We start from the raw sequence: 21,728 nt of genomic DNA, 5'->3' as shown, positions 1-21,728 counted from the left end.
TTCTGCCTTTTTGTTTATAAGATTGTTAACACCCATTGCTTAAGTTTTCCTAATTTAGCAGTGTAATATGCTACAAAAACTTTCGATTCGTAATTACGCTTTGATAGACAGTGTTGATCTGGAACTCGACAAGGGTCTGAACATCATCACTGGCGAAACCGGTGCTGGTAAATCCATCATGCTGGGAGCGCTTTCATTAATATTGGGCCAGCGTGCAGAAACCAGGTACTTTTTTAATCAGGATAAGAAATGTATCATTGAAGGTTTATTCCTGGTGAATGATTCCCTACAGGCCTTTTTTGAAGAAAATGACATTGATTTTTATAAGGAAAGTATTTTAAGAAGAGAGATCTCTACTGATGGCAAATCAAGGGCTTTTATCAATGACACCCCGGTTACCCTCACCATCATGAAGCAAGTAGGAGAAAAACTGATCGATATCCATTCCCAGCATGCTACTCTTGAAGTAAATGACCCGGGCTTTCAGTTATCAGTAGTTGATACTTTAGCTGATCACCAATCTACTCTTAACAATTACCACGAACTTTACAAAAGCTTTAAGAAGAAACAACAAATACTCAGCGCTTTAGAAAATGCAGCCTCCGAAGCACGCAGTAAACAGGATTATGAACAGTTCTTGTTCAATGAACTGGATTCCGCAGCGCTAAAAGCAGACGAACAGGAACTTTTGGAAACAGAACTCCAAATGCTCAACAATGCAGAAAACATAAAGCGTGGTCTGGTAAACAGTCATCAATTATTAAGTGAACAGGAAACCGCTGTACTCCCAATTTTAAAAGAAGCGATTTTACAATTACAAGGGATAGAGAAATTTAATGCCGACTATACCACATTGGCAGACCGCCTCCGTTCAGTTTCTATCGAATTAAAAGATATTGCTCAGGAAACAGTTGCACTGGAAGAAGGAATTGTATTTAATCCTGCCAGAATAGAAGAAATTACTGCGCGTCTGGATTTAATTTATGGCTTACAGCAAAAACACCGGGTAAATAATATTGAAGAACTTTTAGTCATTCAGGATCAACTCTCCAATAACCTAAATGATTTATTAAACAGCGATGAAGAGATAGAAAAACTATTAAAGGAAATTAACCAGATTAAAGGTCGACTGACTGAACAGGCAGATTTTCTTTCTAAAAACCGCAGCAAAGCAATATTGCTCACAGAAAAGCAAGTTGGAGAAATACTTGTCCAGGTAGGCATGCCAAACGCCCGCATTAAAATCGAACAAACCCTATTACCAGACCTGAATAAGGACGGTAAAGACCAGATCTCCCTGTTATTTTCTGCGAATAGCGGTCAGGCTCCCGCACCTGTAGGCAAGGTTGCTTCGGGAGGTGAGCTATCCAGACTCATGCTGGCCATCAAATCCATTATGGCCAAACATACTTCATTGCCGACCCTTATTTTCGATGAAATTGATACGGGTATTTCAGGTGAAACTGCAGTACGTGTAGGCGAGGTAATTGGCGACCTTGAAAACAACATGCAAGTCATCTGCATTACCCACCTACCACAGATCGCAGCGAAGGGTAACTCCCACTATTTTGTTTACAAAAATGAACAAACAAACCGTACTACCACGGGTATCAGAAAACTAGAATCTGATGAACGTGTAGCCGTTATCGCTGAGATGCTTAGCGGAAAAACCCCAGGTGCTTCGGCAATCAAAAATGCTCAGGAACTGCTTGGTTTAAATTAAATTGAGTTATTTATCTTGTTTTCTTTACATCAGATATTTTGTTCCTCATTGCTTTTATAGCTATCTTAATTTGATAAATTTAAAAAAGCACAACAAAAACAACAAATATGTATAATTTACTAAAAGGTAAACGCGGTATCATTACCGGTGCATTAGATCAGAATTCAATTGCCTGGAAAGTGGCAGAAAAAGCCCATGAAGAAGGTGCAGAATTTGTGTTGACCAACGCTCCTATCGCCATGCGTATGGGAGAAATCAATGCCCTTGCAGAAAAAACAGGTTCTCAGATTGTTCCTGCTGATGCAACAAACATGGAAGAACTGGAAAACCTTTTCACCCAATCACAGGAAATATTAGGCGGCAAGATAGATTTTGTCTTGCATTCAATAGGCATGAGTGTCAATATCCGTAAAAAGATACCCTATACAGAGTCAAACTACGATTATTTTATGAAAGGCATAGATGTATCGGCCATGTCGTTCCACAAGATGCTGGCAGCAGCTAAAAAACTGGACGCAATTAGTGAAGGCGGAAGTGTTGTAGCCCTGACTTATATGGCGGCGCAAAGAACCTATCCATTCTATACGGATATGGCAGATATCAAAGCAATGCTTGAATCCATCGCCCGTAGTTTTGGTTACCACTATGGACTGGAAAAGAAAGTCAGGATCAATACCGTTTCCCAGTCGCCCACTAAAACTACTGCAGGTACTGGAATAAAAGGTTTTGGTGATTTTTATGATTATGCAGACGCCATTGCTCCACTTGGTAATGCTGATGCAGAATCGTGTGCAGATTATTGCATCACCTTATTCTCAGACCTGACCAGAATGGTTACCATGCAAAACCTTTTTCACGATGGAGGTTACTCCTCAACAGGAGTAAGCGACATCGTCATGCAGAAAATGGGATTAGAATAATAAAGCTGCTATAAAAAAAGGGGGTCTTTTCAGATCCCCTTTTTACCATACTGATGAATTTCTTATCAATTAACAACACCCGCAAAGGCCTGGTTTGATCTGACAGACGTACTTCCGTTAAGGCCTTTTGCTATCACATAATAATAGTTGGTGGCATCTCTTTCAAACGTGGCGTCACTAAAACTTACATTTTCACCATTTTTCTCTGCAATTTTAACAGGCTCCTTTCCTCTCGTAAACCGATAAATCTCATATTTCGACACCTGACTTTGCGAAGGCTGCCAATTGATCCTGATTAGCTTTTTATCTCCTGTTAAAAATGCCTTTAAAGAAGATGGAGGATAAATCTGTGATTCATATGCAGCTACATACTCCTCGCTTGTACTCTCTTTTCCCGATTGATCCAACGCAGCGATCTTATATATAATTTTAAACCCCTTACTTTCCACTGAATCTGTATAACTTGATTTTGAATTCTCAAGCGCTACTTTGTTGATCTTCACAAACCCTTTATCATCAACTTTCCTGTAAACATTATACCCTGTAATCAAATCCACCGTAGTCGCATCATCTCTCCAAAAAACATGATACTTATCCCCCGCTTTTGTGGCATCTACAATTGTAGGAGCTATCACCGGTTTCATACCGCCTTTTTGTTTTACATACACAGTCGGCGAGAAATCACCACGTACATTACTCAAGCTTTCAGAAACTACAGCATAGCCTGTTATCTCCCCATTTTTTGTAGTATCCGTAAATGAGTAATCTTTCTTTTTCTCTTCTTTAAAAATAAACTCAGAACTAAGAACAAGCTTGCCTTCAAGCTGATTGGTTTTGTAAATATACCAGCCCCTGGTACTTTGCTCAAAGTCCTGCCATGATACCACATTACCTGAATTTGTTTTTTGCACCTCTACGTAAATAGGTACAGATGGTTTCTTAGCAGTATGTAACAGGGAATAAATCTTCGCACTCCTCAGTGAATTTTGCCCAAGCTTGTCGTTAATGACCAGGTAATAATAATACTTTTTCCCTGTAACAGACCTCCTGTCTATAAAAGATCCATCAGATGAGGAACCGATATTCTCGTAACCATCTTCATATTCTGCTGATCTGAAAACATTAACCACACTAATCAGCTCCGGCCTCAGAAATTTCCAGTTCAGGTTGATCTGATCTGCCACAGAATCTGCCGTAGCAGTAAACTGGAGGGGGAGCAGTAAATCCTTATTGATCAGGGTTGCGGACACTGTGTCAGAAATTACTCTACCTCCTCCTCCAAATCTGGTCACTGGAGTGATCGTATATTGATATACCTGTTCGCTGTTTACATTTTCATCCACCACAGTATAATATACACTATCAGCAGTTTGTTCAATCGTATAAAATGTTTCAATCCTTTTAAATTCCGACTTCATGCCTTCCCGTCTTCTCACCAGCAATGCTTCTGTGATGGGCTGCGTTGCCTTCGCCTTAAAAGTAATGTTGAAATTACCACCACGTGTCAACCGGCTTTTTATTCTTGGCTTGGCAGCATTTACTACCTCACTTCCGTTCACAGCTACGGTAGTATACTTTAAACCTTCTGTATTGTCTCTTTTAATTTGAATAACCCTGTACTGGTAAGCCACATTTCTATTGATCCCGCTATCGATCAGTAAAATATTAAATGCCGCCGCCATGTGTTGCTGAGTCAGGTAAACTGACAATGAATCATAACTGAAATTCTTTTTAAATATTGGCCAGATGCTTTCCACACTATACGCGGTTGCGGGATTGTATTCATAAACCTTTGGAATCGCCCTCGAGACATTATTCGACAATTCTGCATAACTCTGAGGCGTATTGAATTTCTGCAAGGTTTGCCAGTTGCGTTCCGTTACAGCTTTTCGGTCCAACCTGAATCCTACTACATCACCGTCCGGATGCTCCGGAGACGCTGGTTTAAAAAGATTATAGATATAGTTTCCTTTATACCCGCTAAATGCTACGCTAGCATCTTTCTGAGCAAAGCCATTCATGGCTACTACAAGGATTAATAAAGTAATAATAATGCTTCTCATCGCTATATTCTATTAAAATACTTCTATTTAGATTTTAAACTAATTGACTTTTCTGTCATTTCTGCTTCTACTCCTACCGTTATCCCTTCTTTGATACCCACTTTAACACACGGGATCGGGCTGCATATTGTTCCGATAAATAAGTCTACGCAAGGGGTCTCACAACGGCTGTTGCAAATCCCCGCACCTACATAAGCTTCGCCTTCCAGTGTGAAAGTAAGTGCGAGTCCCAATTGTATTTTGGGCCCCGACTTTGCCAATGGTGTAAGGGTGCCATTTACATCAGCATGAATGTCTGCATGTAAAGAAACACTCGCACAGGCCAAACCTATACTTGCCCCTGCACCTACTTTCACATAACCTCCAAGTCGCCCTCCTATCGTTAGCGACAACTCTTCAGGTTTTGTACTAAAAACAGATTCAAAGAAGAAGTTCCCATAGATTCCATGCTTCAGTTCGCAATGTGCTACAGGATCGAGGTCTATGTCGAATGTAGGAAGTATTGGAATCGGCACATCAATGGAAGTAATTAAGAGTACGCCGCTTACCTCATTGATGATCTGCTCAAAACTGGCAGGTACATCGTTCTTGAAGTGGGTCTTGAGTGAGGCTTTTTGTTCAGCGGTCAGCTGCGCATTCCCCACCATCATGCCAATACCTGCTTCTTTGATAGGAGCACCGGTAATATTCCTTGCAATCCCATTGGTAAAAATGTACCATTTGCTACCGCCGATATACATTTCGATGTCTGTCTCCAGATCAGCAAAGTCGGTCGACTGGCTCAGGTGACAGGAGCCCACCAGTGCACTTTCTTTAAAGTCGTAAGTCAGGTTCAATCCTGATACCCCACCTGCTCCCATGTTTTGTACACCGATCTTCGACTGGTCTGCCACAAGATCTCCCTTGACGATGAACTTTAAATGACTGTCTTTTTCACTTATTCCTTTTGGCGTGACCAGATCTCCTTCAAACGCAAAGTTGTTCCAGGTCTGCCCTGTGACCACCATTTCTCCTGTAACTTTATTTAGATAACTATCCTTGCTCTTACTGTTCAGGTAAACTATTTGATTTGTGCCTGGCGCTACGGGAACAAATAGCCGGGTATTGTCTTTCGTTTTATTCAATTCCACATTGATGCTGTAAGCATCTGGTTTATCTTTATCCCTCAGTGTGCCTTTAAGCACCAGGGTGTTGTTAGAAAAACGTTGGCCCTGATCGCTGAAGGTAACCACAATACCATTAGCATCCAGCTTCAAATTCTTAAATACTCCCGCTGTATCGTGCTTAAATTTGCCGTCCAGCATTTTATATACAAGTTCATACGACTCCGTTTTCAAACCGGAAAGATTTGGCACATCAAGATCAAGGGCTCCTTTAAAGCTCACATAATCTACTCCTCCAGACACCGTTCCGGGCGTAAATTTCGCAATCTTATTTAAGGTTACCGGTGCCTGATCCTGAACCAATAAAATGCGGGTATCATTGGGATCGCCGGTGTCATACAAATTAATATTACTGATCTTAATCTCATCTGTCGGCTCCAAGTCCGGGAGGCCTTTCAATGAAGCCAAAGCCGTGTTATTAGAATTTGCCAGGATGGAGACTGACCATGCTCCTTTAGTTTTGGAATATCCTTTATCGAAACCAAAGCTGGTCATGGTCTGGCTATTATTCAAAGTCACGTCAAATGAATTCAGCAGTTTAAGCTTGGTTACATCAAACTTCCCAAATCCAACTTTATTATAACTAATGGTGAGGTTTTCAAATGGTATCGTTAGGCCCTGGGCATTTAATACACCCGCAGATGCTTTCAAACCGGTTTTATTTAGTTTCCATTTGGCAAATTCCAATCGCCAGTTATTAAGCAACAGATTAACTGGTTGCTCATCAATTGAGGAATAACCGTTATTATCAATAACAAAAGTCGCCGCAGCTTTGATGTTATTTTTACTGGCACTAATGTTATCAAGCTTGGTATTGACAATCCCTTTGAACTTCATGCCCTTATCAGTAAACAATATCTTTTCCTGCGGAACGATCTGTAAATCATCTGCTACTCTAAAATCCAACTGCCTGCGCTGACGGTTAGATACCATCAATGGCTTGGTCAGGATATCAGAAGCCGAAGTAGAAAAAGTACGCAGATAATCTGTTATAGGATTATTACCATAAGAATAATTGGAAGCATAGCTGGTCTCTTCTTTATTCAGGTACAGGCAATTGTCATCACCCTGACTATTAGAAACTGATGTTTTCAGGCCCTGTGCCAAACTCGCAGGATCCAGCTGAACAAACCCCTTAAGGCTCGCTCCTCCATTCTCTGCGTCCAGACTCAACCCGCTGTTGTCTATAATACTGACATTATAGTTTTGGTGCAAAACAGCTTTCAGCTCGTTCTCCCTGAAATACACTTTTGATAAAATAGTTTGAGGGCCACCATTCTGCCCTGGCTTGATCAGTACATTATAGAAAGTAAGCCAGTCACTCTGATTGGCCGGTGTCAGATTACTCTTATCGGCATTTCCCTTGGGATTCAGTCGCCCGGTAATGTTATAATTTCCATTGCCCGCAGGTTCGTAGGAGCTGATCAACACCGGAAAATTGTACAGGTTTTCCTGGATACCCGACGGAAGATTTTTAAAGTTAAAATTCACATAAGCGGTGGACTGATCTACCACCTGTGTCCATTGCGTATCGCCCAAATATCCGGTCAGACCTCCTGAAAAAACAGTAATCAGCCCTCCGGCACCTCCATCATTGAGCGGTAACCTGCTGATCATATACCCACCAGTACCGCTCTTATCTACAATATACTCGTCATCATTATAATTCGATACGGCAACATTAAATATACCTGCAGTTTTTTTACTTCCATTAGCAGCAATCGTAGAAGCAGATGCTTTCACCCTTCCTGCCGGATTTACCCTTACTGTAACCGATACCGTTCCACTCATATCAGAATGAACCTGAGTTTTGGCAATGGTGTAATTATCAACAGGAATTACCTGCAAATCAAACTCCGTTCCTGCCGCAGCAAATTCCAGCAGGGTAAACTTACCGCCAAAGAAGCCGAGGTCCATCGGTCTTTGTGTTGCTGAAATGTACTTATTGGTTAGGTACACATTAGCAGCTATTTTCTTACCGGTATGGTCTATACAGGTTACTACCACACTGTGCATATTTCGCATCACCTTAAGTTTTCCTCCGGAGGTAGTGGATTTGCTGATGTCTTTCAATGTAACAACCGTAGTTTTATAAACGGATTTATCCTTAGGAATAATGGTCAGTTTCACCTCTCCATTAGGCGTTTTTAGGCGAACAGATTCATATCCTCCTACCAGACCGTTCAGGGTCACCCTGGCTCCTATTCGTTCACTATCAGACCAGCTGAAATCATCACCAACAATAACCCTGGCCGCTACAGGCTCTCCAATATCATTTTCAATAGTGGCATCAAACTCGTTTGGCAGTTCCAGAAACAGCTTAGCGAGATTGGCCCTGTCGCCGCTTTTCAAAGGAATGCCTGTGTTGACAGGAAAATAAGTGCTAATAAAACCTTTCTTAGAAAGTTTTAGCAATTTCCAGCCGGATGTAACGCCATATTTGAAAGTATCAAACAAAAAGCGTCCGTTACTTCCATTTATGGTACTGTCTTCAGGAACCCTGCTCTTTATACTCGAGGTATAAGTAAGCATAGAGAAAAATCCAGTGCCCGAGTAATTGACCCCTGTCATGTCATAAAGCTTGATATTTACCCCCGACAATACTGAAGTAGAAGTATTGCTGTATGGATATACAGCCCCATCAATGATCGGTCTTTGGGGAACCACTCTTACAAATGCAGCTGGCAAAACATATTCTATATTTGGTGTGATCTGGTTATCGGAGAAATAGTTTCTCTCGGAATTTGAGATCTGTAACAGATTAAAGAACCTGGTGTTGCCACTCAATGGAAAAGGATTCTCGGTAATGTAATTGTACTGGCTGGCACTGGTTGGCTCTGCACATATAAAGTATTCATTGTCCTTGCCTTTCAAATTAGGCATAATCATTCTGGTAAAAGACACGTATCCATCAGCCGTAGTCGCTGCCTGATCAAGAATTTCATACTGCTCTTTCGTCTTTGGATTTTCCCATACTGTCTTAAAATAAGATTTGCGCTGTGGATCGCCATCACTGGTTGGAAAATCAGGGGTCAATACTGCTCCTTTTTTGCGACACAAATACACGTTCAAATCTTTTACCCCAACTATTTTGTTATCCTGAATATAGCCTACCCGCGTCCTCAGCTTAAATTGTTTTACTGTGGCCAGTAACTCATCAACCTGTACATCTTCTTGCTGATTATAAGAGATACTCTTTGGCTCTGAATTAAAATACGGACTGCGAACGATGATCACCATTTGCTTGGAATCGTTATTGAAGTTGTTGTAATCCTTCACACCGATATTAAAAGTAAACGCACCATTCTTACCCACAATAGCATGTTCTACGAATTGTTCTTCATTCAAAACACTTCCGTCCTTCAACAGGTCCTTCTGTGAGATATAGCCTTTCATCAACACCAGTTCTGTACCTTCAGGTAAAGGTAATCGCTGACTTATTGCTGCTTTTCCTTTGTCTTTCCATTCATAAACATACCTTCCCGAGATGCGCATCGTCAAAAACTTAGGCCCCAGGTCTACACTGGTCTGAAGATTTTGATTGTTAAATATTGTCCTGGTGTAACCAATCTTTGCCGGCAGGTTCAATCCCACCCGCTGTAAATCGAAATAAAGGGAATTCTGTGAATCATCAGGTTCAAAATACACCACATAATTCTCTGCCGATCCATTCTCATTGACCAGGTTATCAAACACAAATTCCTTAGCACTTCCTCCTACCAGATCTACACCCCTGGAACCTACCATGTTCCTGTTTGCATTCATTACGGCATTGTACATTGCAGGATTAACGAAGGTAGTCTTCTTTACCTGTCCCAGCAGATTGTCAACTTCGCCGATCACCAGTTTTTCCTTGGGTTTCAACAGGTACAGCTTACCTTTATAATTACGCTGGTATTTATCTGTAAACCTCACATTCAATTTATAACTACTGATTTTTACCGTCTCTTCTTTAACCACCACTTTTTGCATCGTCTGATTGGGCACTATAAACCAGTTGGGATCAGTAAAATGATCGTCGTTGATCTTCACCACAAGTCCCTCAACAATAGCATAGGTCTGTTTGTTATTTCCAGTTCCCATCACATAGGCCGCCGAATCTATCACTTTATACTGGCTGACATTGATGGGCACATTCGCAGTGAAATTGCCGAGCGAATCCGTTGTTGCGAACCCCACTACTACCGCATTGTTGACATTAAAAGCTCCAGGATAAGCAGACAGATTATTGATCACCTGTGGTACGGTTTTAATATTATAATGCTTAACCTTTTTGCCATTCTCCACAACCTCCAGAGAATCCTTGTCAGTAATCATCTTCGCAAGCAGGCGGACCTTAATGATCTGCAAGCTTTTGTTTGAAAGATCAAAACCTTTTTCTGCTTCGGTCAATATTGGTTCTTTTCCTCCAGCCGCAAGTACTTTGGACTGGGCCGATATATAATTGGAGTGATAATTATACCTGATCTTTCCATTGATCGCCAGGATAAAGTTCTTTGTATCGTTGTCTTTAATGATCGTGAGGTTGCGTATCTCAGACTGAGCTCCGGTTTCCTGATCCCTTACATACCATTCGTAATTCTCGCCAGGTTTAATATAGGCTACCAGCTCTGGTGTTGTTTTATAATTTACCGTTTCATTTGTAGTTACCACAACAACACTATTGTCTATCACTACCGGCGCCAACCTTGTTCTACTTTTCCTGGAAATTGCTGCAGCCTTAGCCTCCGCATCTTTTTCCTCTTTGGTTTTAACCCGGTTAACCCGCAATTCATATTTTCTGTTGCCCGAAACCTGCGCCTTATTCAGGATCTTCCAGTTAAAGCTGAGTGTATCCAATGTCACCACCCCATCGTTTGCCTTCGGTTTGATTAATGCGAAAATTGGCGATACCTTACCACTGCCATACCTAAACTGAGATGCCCGGCTTACTCCATCGTTTTTAAAGACCGTCTTGCCTGTAGGGTCTACCGCTTTTATACGCCAGGCATATAGCTTACCAAATTTCAATGGCGGATCTGAGGGCGAAAGCACGTATGCGAATCCGTTTACATTCTTATTGATCAATGGGAAAGATGCAGAATTTAAAATCTGGTTGGGATCAGACGGCACATCCGGCATTTCGGCCAGTTGTAATACATATTGCGTGCCCATAGGTACCACACCAGTATTCATCCAGTTGAACACCATACTTTGCGGATTGGTCTCCCTTACCTCCTCATTGATCCGCGGACCAATCAGCACTGGTGCTTCCGGATAAGTAATACTCAACGATGTACAACCCAATGGCGCATTAGATGAAAGTAACTGGTTCGTATTGTAATCTACAGCCTGAATACAAAAGGTATAATTACCTTCAGGCAAGCGCGAAGTCTGTACAATTTTCACCTTATCTACTCCGTAAACATTCAATGTATTGAGATCGAAAATATCTTTCAATGCCAGTCCACTCAGTTGTTTTGTTTCATTTGGACTTAAAATAATAGGCTTTAAGGGCACATAATTGGATTTTGTAGTGATCTTGATCCCATTATCTCCCTGAAGCTGCCCGGTTAGTTTGATCGTTCTTTGTACCGCACTCTGGTTTTGAACAATCAATAATACTTTGCCGGCATTTGCGCCGGAATAATCTGAGTAATATGGAGAATATGGAGGTACTATATTTACAGTGATATTGATACTGTTCACAGTTTGACCAAAAACACTGGTTTCCATTAGAATACCCACAACAATTAACAATATGGTTGCTGCTCTTATTCCCAGAATCCTTAATAGCTTATTCATTTGGTTTGTTTTTATAGGTTAAAAGGAATGTGTTAAGCTCAGACTACTCCTAAGCTCATTGAAGGAAGGTAGAGTGATGTCCTTTGAATTGCTCTTTAGATACATCAGCGAAACATTGGCCGCATCTCTTTTAGAAATCCGGTAAGAGCCGTTCAGATTACTATTAAATATATTCCCTGCATTCTTATTGTTATTTTGCTGCTGCTGGTAACTCAATGAAGCATTCAAACCATATTTACCTTTTTCAAACTGCTTATCCAACCCTACCGAAGGCCCATAGAAAACCGTCCTGCCAAATGAAATATCGGCCACTGTATAATTGAAGTTTGTATTTACCCCAAAAGCCTGGGGTGCAAAGGTCAGCTGATAGGATAGGTTGGCAGTTTTGCTGTTAGATTTATTCTGCGCAGCTGTAAACCGGTTCAGGTCTACCACAGACTGAATGTTACCTACCAGGATGATCCCGTGCGAGATGACCTGCCCGGGGATGTTGTACCGAAGCATTGCATTGATATTATGATTCGTCCTGGCCACCCTAAAAGTATCGATGATCGGATTTAAACCCCTGTCCTGGGTGATTCCATAATTGGAATACCTCAGATCAACACCGTAATTGCTCTTGTTATAGGAAAGGTTTAAGGAACCTATCTTGCGGTTAGACCGATAGGATTTGTCTTTCAGAATATTGTCGTTTTGCAGTCCCAATGTGGCATTGACCTGCATTTGTCCTTTCAACAGCCTCACCCCACCTTCTGCGGTATAGTTCTGAACATCTGTTTCAAAGTAATAAGCGCCCATAGATTTATAATCAGGGTCTACCCTTCTGTACCTGAATAATACATTGTAAGTAACTCCCTGGTAACCCAGACTGGTTTGCCCGGCAGTAAGAAACTGGGTAGAGGTATTCAACGTGACCAACTTTCTAATGATGGCAACTTTCTCCAGCTGGATGTTATCTATGGTATCCGATAGCTTATTATTGGTATAAATGCTGCCAGATACATCCAGGTCAAAAAGAAAGTGCTTAAAGAAAGTAAACTTGGTAGACAAACCCAAAACCAGGTTTTCAGCAGGCTTAAGTCCCGCGACCGGTGTAGGATTTTTAAGTGAATTTACATCGTCCTTAGCGTTCAGGAATATCAGATCCACATGGTTTCTTTCTGTACCCAGGCCCAATTTTGCGCTGTATCCGGTTCTTTTGTAAGCCGGCAGTTGTCCAAAGCCAGAAGATTGAATTGGTCCTTCTTCTATTGCCTTATTGAATCTTCCATAAATAAATCCGAATCTCAGCTTGCCGGGATTCAATTCGACACCCCCACCCAAAAATGTATGACCTGCCAGTGTAAAAGGTGAAAACTCTATGCTTCTCCAACCAGCATGGAAGGTGGCCCACTTGTACGTGGGACTAATTCCATATTGATTAAAGGGTTGTGTATAGCTCCTTTGCTGATCACTCACCACCACGGAAAATGGAAAGGACACACCATAAAGAGACAATGTTGGCGCTCCGTTAAAAATATAGGAAAATGCCCGCTGTCTGTCCGGAATCCCATTGGCATTGTAGGTGCCCAGACCGATACCCAGTGAGCCATTAATGGCAAATGGTTTTTGTTTACCCATGTTATCCAGATCCTGAGCAGCCGCATCAAAACAGCTTATGCCCGCGAGAAATGAGGAAACATAAAACAAAAGTGATGTAAGTTTCATGAATTTCAGGTTTAATAAATGAAATAAAGGATTACTTTATCGTTATAAAATCCTCATCCTGAACATTAAGCTTTTGCAAGGATCTAAGCATAGGCTCGCGGTTGGGTCCTGATACACTGAGTACCCCGACAGAGCTTTGCGGGACAATTACGATCCTGACCTTATCAACCAAAAACGGCATGTAAGCTGTACCGGGATTGTTATGATAAATCCTTACCGTCGCATTTGTGGGATTAATCCTCAGATTGTACCTGTACACAATGCTAAATCCTGTAGGGATATCTGTGTAATTCAGTTGCTGCCAGTTATAGCTGCCGCTACCCAGACTTCTACGCATATACACCAGCACTATCCCCTGTTTCACTGCATTTAAATTTGCGGCCGGTATGGTAAAGGTAGTGGTGGTATCATTTACACCTACCCCTGTTTTCCTCAGGTAATAATCTGTCGTTATCGGTTGCCCTACCCAGGTAAATGTATTGTCATCTGCAGTCTCTAAAGCAATTACATTTGAATTGCCATCAGCTCCATTCTGACCTTTCAGGGAGGTTCCGGTAAGCAGGTTCCAAACACCGCCGGCTTTAGGGCCATACATGATATAAGTGGAAAGATCAATATAGAAATCTCCATCGTTTCCAAAGGTATTTTGGGGCAAGCCTCCTCCATTTAAAATAGATTTTCCATTGGTTCCATTAGTTCCATTGCTACCGTTAGTTCCGTTTGTTCCATCCGCTCCTCTCAAAGAGACCCCCGATCCCCAGCCCGACGCTGTTTTAGGTCCAAACATCATCACCACCATACGTCCGAAATAGAAATCGCCTACCTTACCCAGGTTAGGGTCGGGATTATAATCACCACTGTAAATCACAGTTCCATCTGCACCTGCGGGACCAACAGGCCCCTGAGCACCATCAGCACCGCGCAACATCATCGGAGAACCCCATCCATCTACAGACTTGGGGCCGTATAGCAAATAACTGGTTCTGTCTAAATAGTAGTCACCCACCACTCCTGTACCTGGGTCAGGAGCACCAAGTCCATTCACTATAGTACTTCCATTCGTGCCATTAGTACCGTTGGTTCCATTTGCGCCATTGGTGCCGTTAGTACCATTAGTCCCATTTGTTCCTCTCAGCACTACAGGAGTTCCCCATCCCGTCGCTGTTTTTGGTCCGTATAGATTGCCTGTATTTTTATCAAGATAATAATCCCCGTTAATGCCTATCGTAGAAACAGGAATACCCGTCCCACTGTAAATGATGCTACCATCTTTTCCCGCCGCCCCTGTAGGTCCTTGCGCACCATCGGCTCCCCGCAGCAAAATAGCGATCCCCCAGCCTGAAGCCGTCTTCGGACCATAAAGCAGGTAGTTTGTTTTATCCAGATAATAGTCGCCATTTATGCCTAAACCCGCCGCCGGCGCACCAGATCCACTTAAGGTAGTGCTGCCATTGGTTCCGTTAGTACCGTTGGTACCATTAGTTCCATTGGCACCATTCGTTCCGTTTGTTCCGTTTGTTCCGCTCGCGCCATTTGCTCCCATCAGGGTAATGGGCGTACCCCAGCCTGATGCGATTTTTGGGCCGTAAAGATTACCTGTGGTACGATCCAGATAATAATCACCGGCATTTCCGGTAGCAACAGCCGGACTTCCTGTTCCGCTATACATGATGCTACCGTCTTTACCGGCAGCGCCCACTGGTCCCGCAGCACCCGTTGCTCCCTGAGGTCCGGCAGGCCCCTCTGGGCCGATTAATCCTTGTTCCGAGCATGAGCTGAACAGAATACCAAGGGTCAATAGCATGATCATTAAGTAATGTTTTTTCATAGATAGATGATTTGATTTTCAACATGAAGTTCTCATACTTTAACGATGACCAACGAACGCATTCATCTGATCCATTAACGGATAAAAACTTCGGAATGAAGGTAGTGGACTGCACTACTCATGCATAGTAAAAATCGACGGATTTTAAAATTGATGGTGCTGATTCTGGCGGGAGTGCCACTCAGAGGGCGTACAGCCGTAAAAGCGCTTGAATTCTTTGATGAAATGATTCTGATCAAAGAAACCGAATTTATAAACCAATTCCTGCCAATTGACAGCATGATTCTGGCTGAGGAAATTATTAATGTTATTGAAACGAACAATCCGGCTGAACGCTTTGGGAGAAAAACCTACTTTTTCCCGAAATTGCTCTCCCATGGTAGTGGTCGACATGCCTACTTTTCTGCAAAGCTCCTCAATCCGAACCAATCCCCGGTCTTTTTGAATTTGCGCACAGGCAAAAGCAACACCACTGACATCGGTTTTTGCAGTCAAGGTTAAGCGTCTCAACAGCCAGGCCTCTAATAAAGAAATGGCCTCCGCAGGCGAATTTGCAACCTCCCGGAGCTGCTCCGTTAAGCTGGCTGTTTCGGGAAACAAAAGGTGCACATCCGTTCCCTGGTTGCAAAAATACCTTTGTGGAATCCCAAAAAGTTTAAAAGCACCATAAGGCTTAAACAATATCTGAACTGCTTTTTTAGGAAAAAGGTCAAAACATCTGCCCTGATCAAGTAGCCCAACAAAACAAAGCTTATAACTATCAACTAATTCCGTTCCTGATTCTCGGAATTGATGGTATTCATCCAAAACAAACGAAAGCTGCGTGTACTCTACAGGGTACATATCCAAAGCGGGCATTTGCGTTTCACCTGCGCCAAGGCAAAAGTAACTGTAATTCTGTACATAGTCCTGCAATGCCTGGTGTGGAGCAAATACATGGAAAGAGGCATTACCTTTAGTCATTCACAATAGCATTGAGTACTTAGACAACATGAAAATACATAAAAAGAACAACATAAAAATTATTCTTTTCATTCAATGATTGCAGGATATTGTACACCATGTAAAGAAAGCTTCATTTTTTAAAATAATAATCCTAAAATACTAATATTATTAGTATTTTTAACTAATGATATTAGATAATGAGACCCCAGACAATTACTTTAAGGGAAGAGGTGCCCAGTTTAATCCCCATAACCGCTTCGCAAAAAATGAATACGCGAAGGATCATGATGAAGGCATAGACGACTGGGAAGAAGAAGATCAAAAGACCTCCTTCATATTCGGAAAGTCCAAAACGATAGTCAATAAAGTCGACAGTCCCGATGTTGGTATGGCTTACTCCCTCAATCCTTATCAGGGTTGCGAACACGGCTGTACCTATTGCTATGCAAGAAATGCTCATGAATATTGGGGCTTCAGTGCAGGCTTGGATTTTGAGCGCAAGATCATTGTAAAAACAGACGCGCCTGCATTGTTTAAGAAATTTCTGGAACGCAAGAGCTGGGATGCCTCTGTCATATCCCTTTCGGGAAACACTGATTGTTATCAACCCGCAGAAAGGAAATTCAGGATCACCAGGCAGCTGCTCGAAATTGCACTGGAGTATAAACAACCTATAGGTATGATCACAAAAAATGCGCTCATCCTTCGCGATACCGACCTCCTACAGGAAATGGCCAAACTAAATTTGTGCATGGTATACGTTTCTATCAATAGTCTGAATGAACAGCTACGCCAGAAAATGGAACCCAGAACCACAACTGCTAAACAGCGCCTGAAGATCGTAGAAGAGCTGAGCAAAGCCGGCATTCCTATGGGGGTAATGGTAGCTCCACTCGTGCCCGGTCTCAGCGATCATGAAATACCTCTAATCTTAAAAACAATCGCCAATTGTGGAGCCATATCCGCCGGATATACCATAGTAAGACTCAACGGGGCTATTGGGGGAATATTTGAAGACTGGCTTCGCAAAAACTATCCTGACAGGTTCGAAAAGGTATGGCATATGATCCAGTCCTGCCATGGTGGTAATGTAAACGACAGCAGGTTTGGAGACCGCATGAGGGGCGAGGGTAATATCGCACAGCTGATCAGGGACAGCTTCAAACTACATTGCCGCCTGAACCATCTAAATGAAAAAAGAACAGAGCTGGATTCAAGTCTCTTTAAAGTACCTAAACCCCAGCTCAGTTTATTTTAAGCAAGAAAATTATCGCATTCCCGGTAAGCCTGGATCACCCTCAGCTCGCCTTCTTTACCTTGCTTGGAATTGCCGTGCTCCATACCCATCACACCTTTATATCCCTTGTCATAAATATGTTTAAACAGGTTCTTATAGTTGATCTCCCCGGTAGTAGGCTCCTTTCTGCCCGGATTATCACCAATCTGGATATAGGCAATCTCCTCCCAACACCTGTCCATATTTACGATAAGCTGTCCTTCTGTCTTTTGCATATGATAAATATCATATAATATTTTGCAGGAAGGGCTGTTCACCGCCTTACACACCGCATAAGTCTCATGCGTCTGTTGCAGAAACAATTCAGGTGTATCGCTCAACGTTTCCAGTACCATCACCAGGCCATGTGGCTCAAAGATCTCGGCACCAGCCCTCATGGCATCTATTACATTGGCAAACTGGTTACCATAAGGTAATTTACGTTCATAAAACCCAGGCACTACTGTCAGCCACTTTGCATTACATCTTTTTGCAGCCTCTACTGAGCGCTTACAGGTCTCAACAAACTTATCCTTAAATTCTTTCTTTCCGGTTGTCAGAGAGGTTTTCCAGTTGTCGCCCCCATCTACAACAAATACGCCCATTCTCATGCCTAGTTTAGCAAGCAGGTTCCCTATTTTGGTCTGATCTTCTACTGACCGTCCCAAAAACCCATTGTCTTCAATCGAGCGAAATCCCTGGTCGTACATATACTGGATCTGATCCAGGAAAGTTGCACCTCCCGCATTCTTAAACATACCCTCGTGAGGGGCATAATCCAGGTTAAAAGTTTTACCCGCAGCTTGTGCGGAAGCACTTGACTGGTCCGCAGCCAGGGCATTTATAGAAGATCCGGCAACAAGAGCACCGGCTCCAAATAAGCTATTTTTTAAAAATTCAGTTCTGTTCATTTTGGTTCATTTAGGTTTAATCGGTGATCAGCTTTCTAAAGCCCTTGCTTAAGGTATCAGCCACGCTTCCATCCTTGCGATGGTAAATGATATAGACCTCCATATCTTTTTTCCGCCCCACAAAAGCCAGTGCTTCTTTTACATTCATTGCCATTAAGGCATTATCGTAACCATCAGCAGTAATGGCATCTTTAGCGTAAACAGTTACACTGATCATGTCGTTATTCAAAGGGTAACCTGTTTTAGGATCTATGAGATGTGTTACTTTCTTAGAGCCCTTCTGCAAAAACTTTCTATAGTTGCCTGAAGTAGTAATCGCACCATTATTGATACTAACTACATGTCTCACTACGGGTTCGGCACCAGCCACCGGAGCTGGTCCTTCTATCCCAATCCTCAGGGCAGAGCCATCGGGCTTAGGGCCTTTCATCCGCAGTTCTCCCCCGATCTCCACCACAAATGCTTTTATTCCCTTCTTCAAAAGATGATCTGCTACGATATCTACGCTGTATCCCTGGGCAATTCCATTTAAATCTACCTGAACAGTCTGGCTGTTCTTAGCGAGGTAATTCCCACTTAAACGGAGATGTTTCATACCTGTAGATTTCAATAAGTCCCTGACAACACTGCTATCTGGAAAGGCTTGAATCGGCTTTGCACCAAAACCCCAGGCTTGTACCAAAGGTGCCACGGTTACATCAAATTTTCCGGAAGTAGCTTTATTGATCTCGAACGACCGTTCCATCACGGCTTTAAAATGAGCATCCAGCTTCAGGCCCTGCTTTGAAGCATTGAATTGGCAGATTAAAGAATAGGGCTTGTAGAGAGACATAGAGGAATCAATTACAGCGAGAATGCTGTCTACAGCTCCTTTTGTAACCACGCTGTCCCGCGCGAAGTACTTTATGGTATAATCTGTTCCCTGTGCATATCCCTGTATGGTAAATTGCCGCTGATCATCCTTCCGGAAAAAGAAGGAGATCAGCAGCGATATACTTAATATAATGGATTTGTTTACAGAAAACATGATTAGGTTTACCTAGATCACTTTAGTTTGTCCAGGTGTTGGTATCGGATATAGTCCGTTTGCATCTGGCATCAGTTTAGGATTAGCATCCCAGGCCAGACGGTCAGGAAATAAGCTGTTGTCAGCATTTAAAGCCTCATCCCATTTAATAGTACGGCCTGAATAAGTTGCGTAGCGACCAATGATCGCAGTCAGACAGCTTTTCGCGCCTCGCTCAGCGTCCCAGAATTTATATTCTCCCTTGGCAATCGCAGCAAAAAGTTCATCATGCTCCGTTTGGTATGGGTTAGGGTTGTTTTTAGACGAGTAGTTGTAGATCTGGTTCCCTTTGTGGTCCCAAAGTTTACCCTGGTTACCTGCCGAAAGGAAAACCCTTCCTTTAGTACCCTGGAAAGTCTCATCTACTCTGTTTGAAATTCCTTCAAAGTGACGGCACTGGCTATATACCACCGCACCATCCGCGTAAGTTAATTCTACTGCATGGTTGTCATAGATCTCGCCATAATCCTTACCTGTTCTCCAGGCACGGCTACCCGTACCCTGAACAGAAACCGGATATGCATTCTTCACCCAGTTGGCAATATCGATATTGTGAACATGCTGCTCTACGATATGATCACCACACAGCCAGTTGAAATAGTACCAGTTGCGCATTTGATATTCCATTTCAGTTTGTTCTGGTTTGCGTTTATTTACCCAAACACCGCCACTGTTCCAGTATACCTGTCCGCCAGTGATGTCACCTATCGCACCATCTTCAATGCGTTTTACCGTTTCCCTGTAATTGGTTTGGTACCTGCGTTGCAGTCCAACCACAACATTTAATTTTTTCTTTTTAGCAAGCTCAGCAGTAGCCAACACTTTACGGATACCCGGCGAATCTACTGCCACAGGTTTTTCCATAAATACGTGCTTTCCTTTATTGATTGCTTCCTCAAAATGGCTTGGTCTGAATCCCGGAGGAGTTGCCAATAAAACGACGTCGGCTAAAGCAATTGCCTTAGCATAGGCATCAAAACCAACGAACCTGCGTTCCTTAGGCACATCAACTTTATCTTTAAATTTCTCAGCCAGTGAATTGTAGGTTTCATCCAATCTGTCCTGAAATGCATCAGCCATCGCGACAAGCTTGATGTTTTGTTTTGTGCTTAGTGCCTGTGTTGCCGCACCGGCTCCACGGCCACCACATCCAATCAATGCGATTTTAATGGTATCGTCAACAGAAGAATGTCCGCCAGCGGCAAAGGCTACTCCATTCAACATAACACCCCCGGCTACCAGAGCTGAAGTTTTTAAAAAGTCGCGACGTTTATGATCACGCAGTTCTTCATTATTCATCTTAATTCAAGTTTATAAAAGGTTATTTTGTGGTTGTTTTCTAATTGTCTTTAATTGGTGCCCTATTGTAGTAGGCTTCTATTTCAGCTTTTGATGGCGGATTAACAGGCCTTACGAGTCTCATCCCCACAAACGGAGCTTCAGGAAACCACCAGTTGCTTTTAGGGATTTGAGGATCTAACTGTTTCCATGAAGGATTAGAAGGTAATCTCGAAGCTGAGCGCAAATCATTTGGTTCATCGTTATACGCCCCACCTCTCACCGCATGCGGATAAAGTTTTGAAGGCACTGCTATGGGATTATTGGCTTTATTGCCTGTTACCCCTGCATAAAAATTCTCCTCGTATTGGTCGTACGTCCATTCCGCTACGTTCCCATACATATCGTAAAGACCCCATGGATTTGGTTTTTTCTGACCTACAAGCTGTGTTTTATCTCCGCTATTCGCTGCATACCAGGCATAATCTCCCAGTTTACCTGCATCATCTCCAAATGAATATTCAGTAGTCGTACCTGCACGGCAGGCGTATTCCCATTCTGCCTCCGTAGGAAGTCTGTAAAAAACACCGGTTCTGGCATATAGCCACTTGCAGTATTGTATAGCATTATAATTTGTCATGGCCAGGGCCGGCTGTCCTTCCTTACCCATTCCAAAAGTCATATCCAGATAAGGCTTTGTCGGCCTTGTAACGGCATCTACGTTTGCAGGGATAGCCGCCGTACTGTGCGACTTCTCATAATCTTTATATAAAAAGGGTTCGTAGATATCCCATGTCACTTCATGAACACCCATCCAGAAAGGATCGATCTTTACTTTATGAACCGGCTGCTCATCAGCCTTTCCTTTTTTACTGCCCATCATAAATTCCCCGCCTGGAATTGCCTGCATCTCGAAAGACAACTTAGTACCGTTGATCTCCTGCTTGTAAGCAGCAGGTTTTTCTTGTGCGGATGTACTCTGGACAGCGATTGCTATTAAAGGAATTAGTAATGATAATTTGTTGTTCATTTATAGAATTTTAATACTCGGATATTTATAGCCT

The 21,728-nt window shown here is 42.6% G+C and carries 12 protein-coding genes; 3 read left to right on the top strand and 9 right to left on the bottom strand.

Annotated elements, in window-relative coordinates:
* The first annotated feature begins 67 nt into the window (after positions 1-67).
* Together recN and R2Q78_RS17430 are read left to right on the top strand one after the other, a co-directional pair.
* Positions 68-1,723, top strand: a complete 1,656-nt coding sequence (gene recN, locus R2Q78_RS17435) for a DNA repair protein RecN (protein WP_316793829.1) — start codon at positions 68-70, stop codon at positions 1,721-1,723.
* Positions 1,724-1,830: 107 nt separating this feature from the next.
* A complete protein-coding gene (locus R2Q78_RS17430; protein ID WP_136837878.1) occupies positions 1,831-2,643 on the top strand; it encodes an enoyl-ACP reductase in 813 nt (270 codons plus the stop codon).
* A 65-nt stretch (positions 2,644-2,708) separates the two neighbouring features.
* Here the strand turns inward: R2Q78_RS17430 and R2Q78_RS17425 are convergent, their stop codons facing one another.
* The 5 genes from R2Q78_RS17425 to R2Q78_RS17405 all read right to left on the bottom strand — a co-directional run bounded on the left by R2Q78_RS17425 (position 2,709) and on the right by R2Q78_RS17405 (position 16,151).
* Positions 2,709-4,706 carry a hypothetical protein gene (locus R2Q78_RS17425; RefSeq protein ID WP_316793828.1) on the bottom strand — a complete coding sequence of 666 codons (1,998 nt, stop codon included), beginning with the start codon at positions 4,704-4,706 and terminating at the stop codon, positions 2,709-2,711.
* 23 nt (positions 4,707-4,729) lie between these two features.
* Positions 4,730-11,653, bottom strand: coding sequence for a hypothetical protein (locus tag R2Q78_RS17420; protein WP_316793827.1), 6,924 nt, complete (start codon positions 11,651-11,653; stop codon positions 4,730-4,732).
* Positions 11,654-11,671: 18 nt separating this feature from the next.
* Positions 11,672-13,360, bottom strand: coding sequence for a hypothetical protein (locus R2Q78_RS17415; RefSeq protein WP_316793826.1), 1,689 nt, complete (start codon positions 13,358-13,360; stop codon positions 11,672-11,674).
* 31 nt (positions 13,361-13,391) lie between these two features.
* A complete protein-coding gene (locus R2Q78_RS17410) occupies positions 13,392-15,188 on the bottom strand; it encodes a hypothetical protein (protein ID WP_316793825.1) in 1,797 nt (598 codons plus the stop codon).
* A gap of 144 nt (positions 15,189-15,332) precedes the next feature.
* A complete protein-coding gene (locus R2Q78_RS17405) occupies positions 15,333-16,151 on the bottom strand; it encodes a helix-turn-helix domain-containing protein (protein WP_316793824.1) in 819 nt (272 codons plus the stop codon).
* 166 nt (positions 16,152-16,317) lie between these two features.
* Here R2Q78_RS17405 and R2Q78_RS17400 point away from each other — a divergent pair, with 166 nt between their 5' ends.
* A complete protein-coding gene (locus R2Q78_RS17400) occupies positions 16,318-17,391 on the top strand; it encodes a PA0069 family radical SAM protein (protein ID WP_316793823.1) in 1,074 nt (357 codons plus the stop codon).
* Here the strand turns inward: R2Q78_RS17400 and R2Q78_RS17395 are convergent.
* Genes R2Q78_RS17395 through R2Q78_RS17380 form a run of 4 tightly spaced genes read right to left on the bottom strand, consistent with a single transcriptional unit; the run spans position 17,388 to position 21,694 of the window.
* Complete coding sequence (locus tag R2Q78_RS17395; RefSeq protein ID WP_316793822.1) at positions 17,388-18,320, bottom strand: hydroxypyruvate isomerase family protein; 933 nt, start codon at positions 18,318-18,320, stop codon at positions 17,388-17,390. The two genes, R2Q78_RS17400 and R2Q78_RS17395, sit on opposite strands and share 4 nt — an antisense overlap.
* 16 nt (positions 18,321-18,336) lie before the next feature.
* Positions 18,337-19,347, bottom strand: coding sequence for an FAD:protein FMN transferase (locus R2Q78_RS17390; protein WP_316793821.1), 1,011 nt, complete (start codon positions 19,345-19,347; stop codon positions 18,337-18,339).
* A gap of 12 nt (positions 19,348-19,359) precedes the next feature.
* Positions 19,360-20,685 carry a Gfo/Idh/MocA family oxidoreductase gene (locus tag R2Q78_RS17385; protein WP_316793820.1) on the bottom strand — a complete coding sequence of 442 codons (1,326 nt, stop codon included), beginning with the start codon at positions 20,683-20,685 and terminating at the stop codon, positions 19,360-19,362.
* Positions 20,686-20,725: 40 nt separating this feature from the next.
* Positions 20,726-21,694, bottom strand: a complete 969-nt coding sequence (locus R2Q78_RS17380) for a formylglycine-generating enzyme family protein (protein ID WP_316793819.1) — start codon at positions 21,692-21,694, stop codon at positions 20,726-20,728.
* Positions 21,695-21,728: the final 34 nt, after the last annotated feature.

The organism is Pedobacter frigoris, assembly GCF_032678645.1.
Taxonomy (GTDB): Bacteria; Bacteroidota; Bacteroidia; order Sphingobacteriales; family Sphingobacteriaceae; genus Pedobacter; species Pedobacter frigoris_A.
This window is presented reverse-complemented; position numbering and strand designations above follow the sequence as displayed.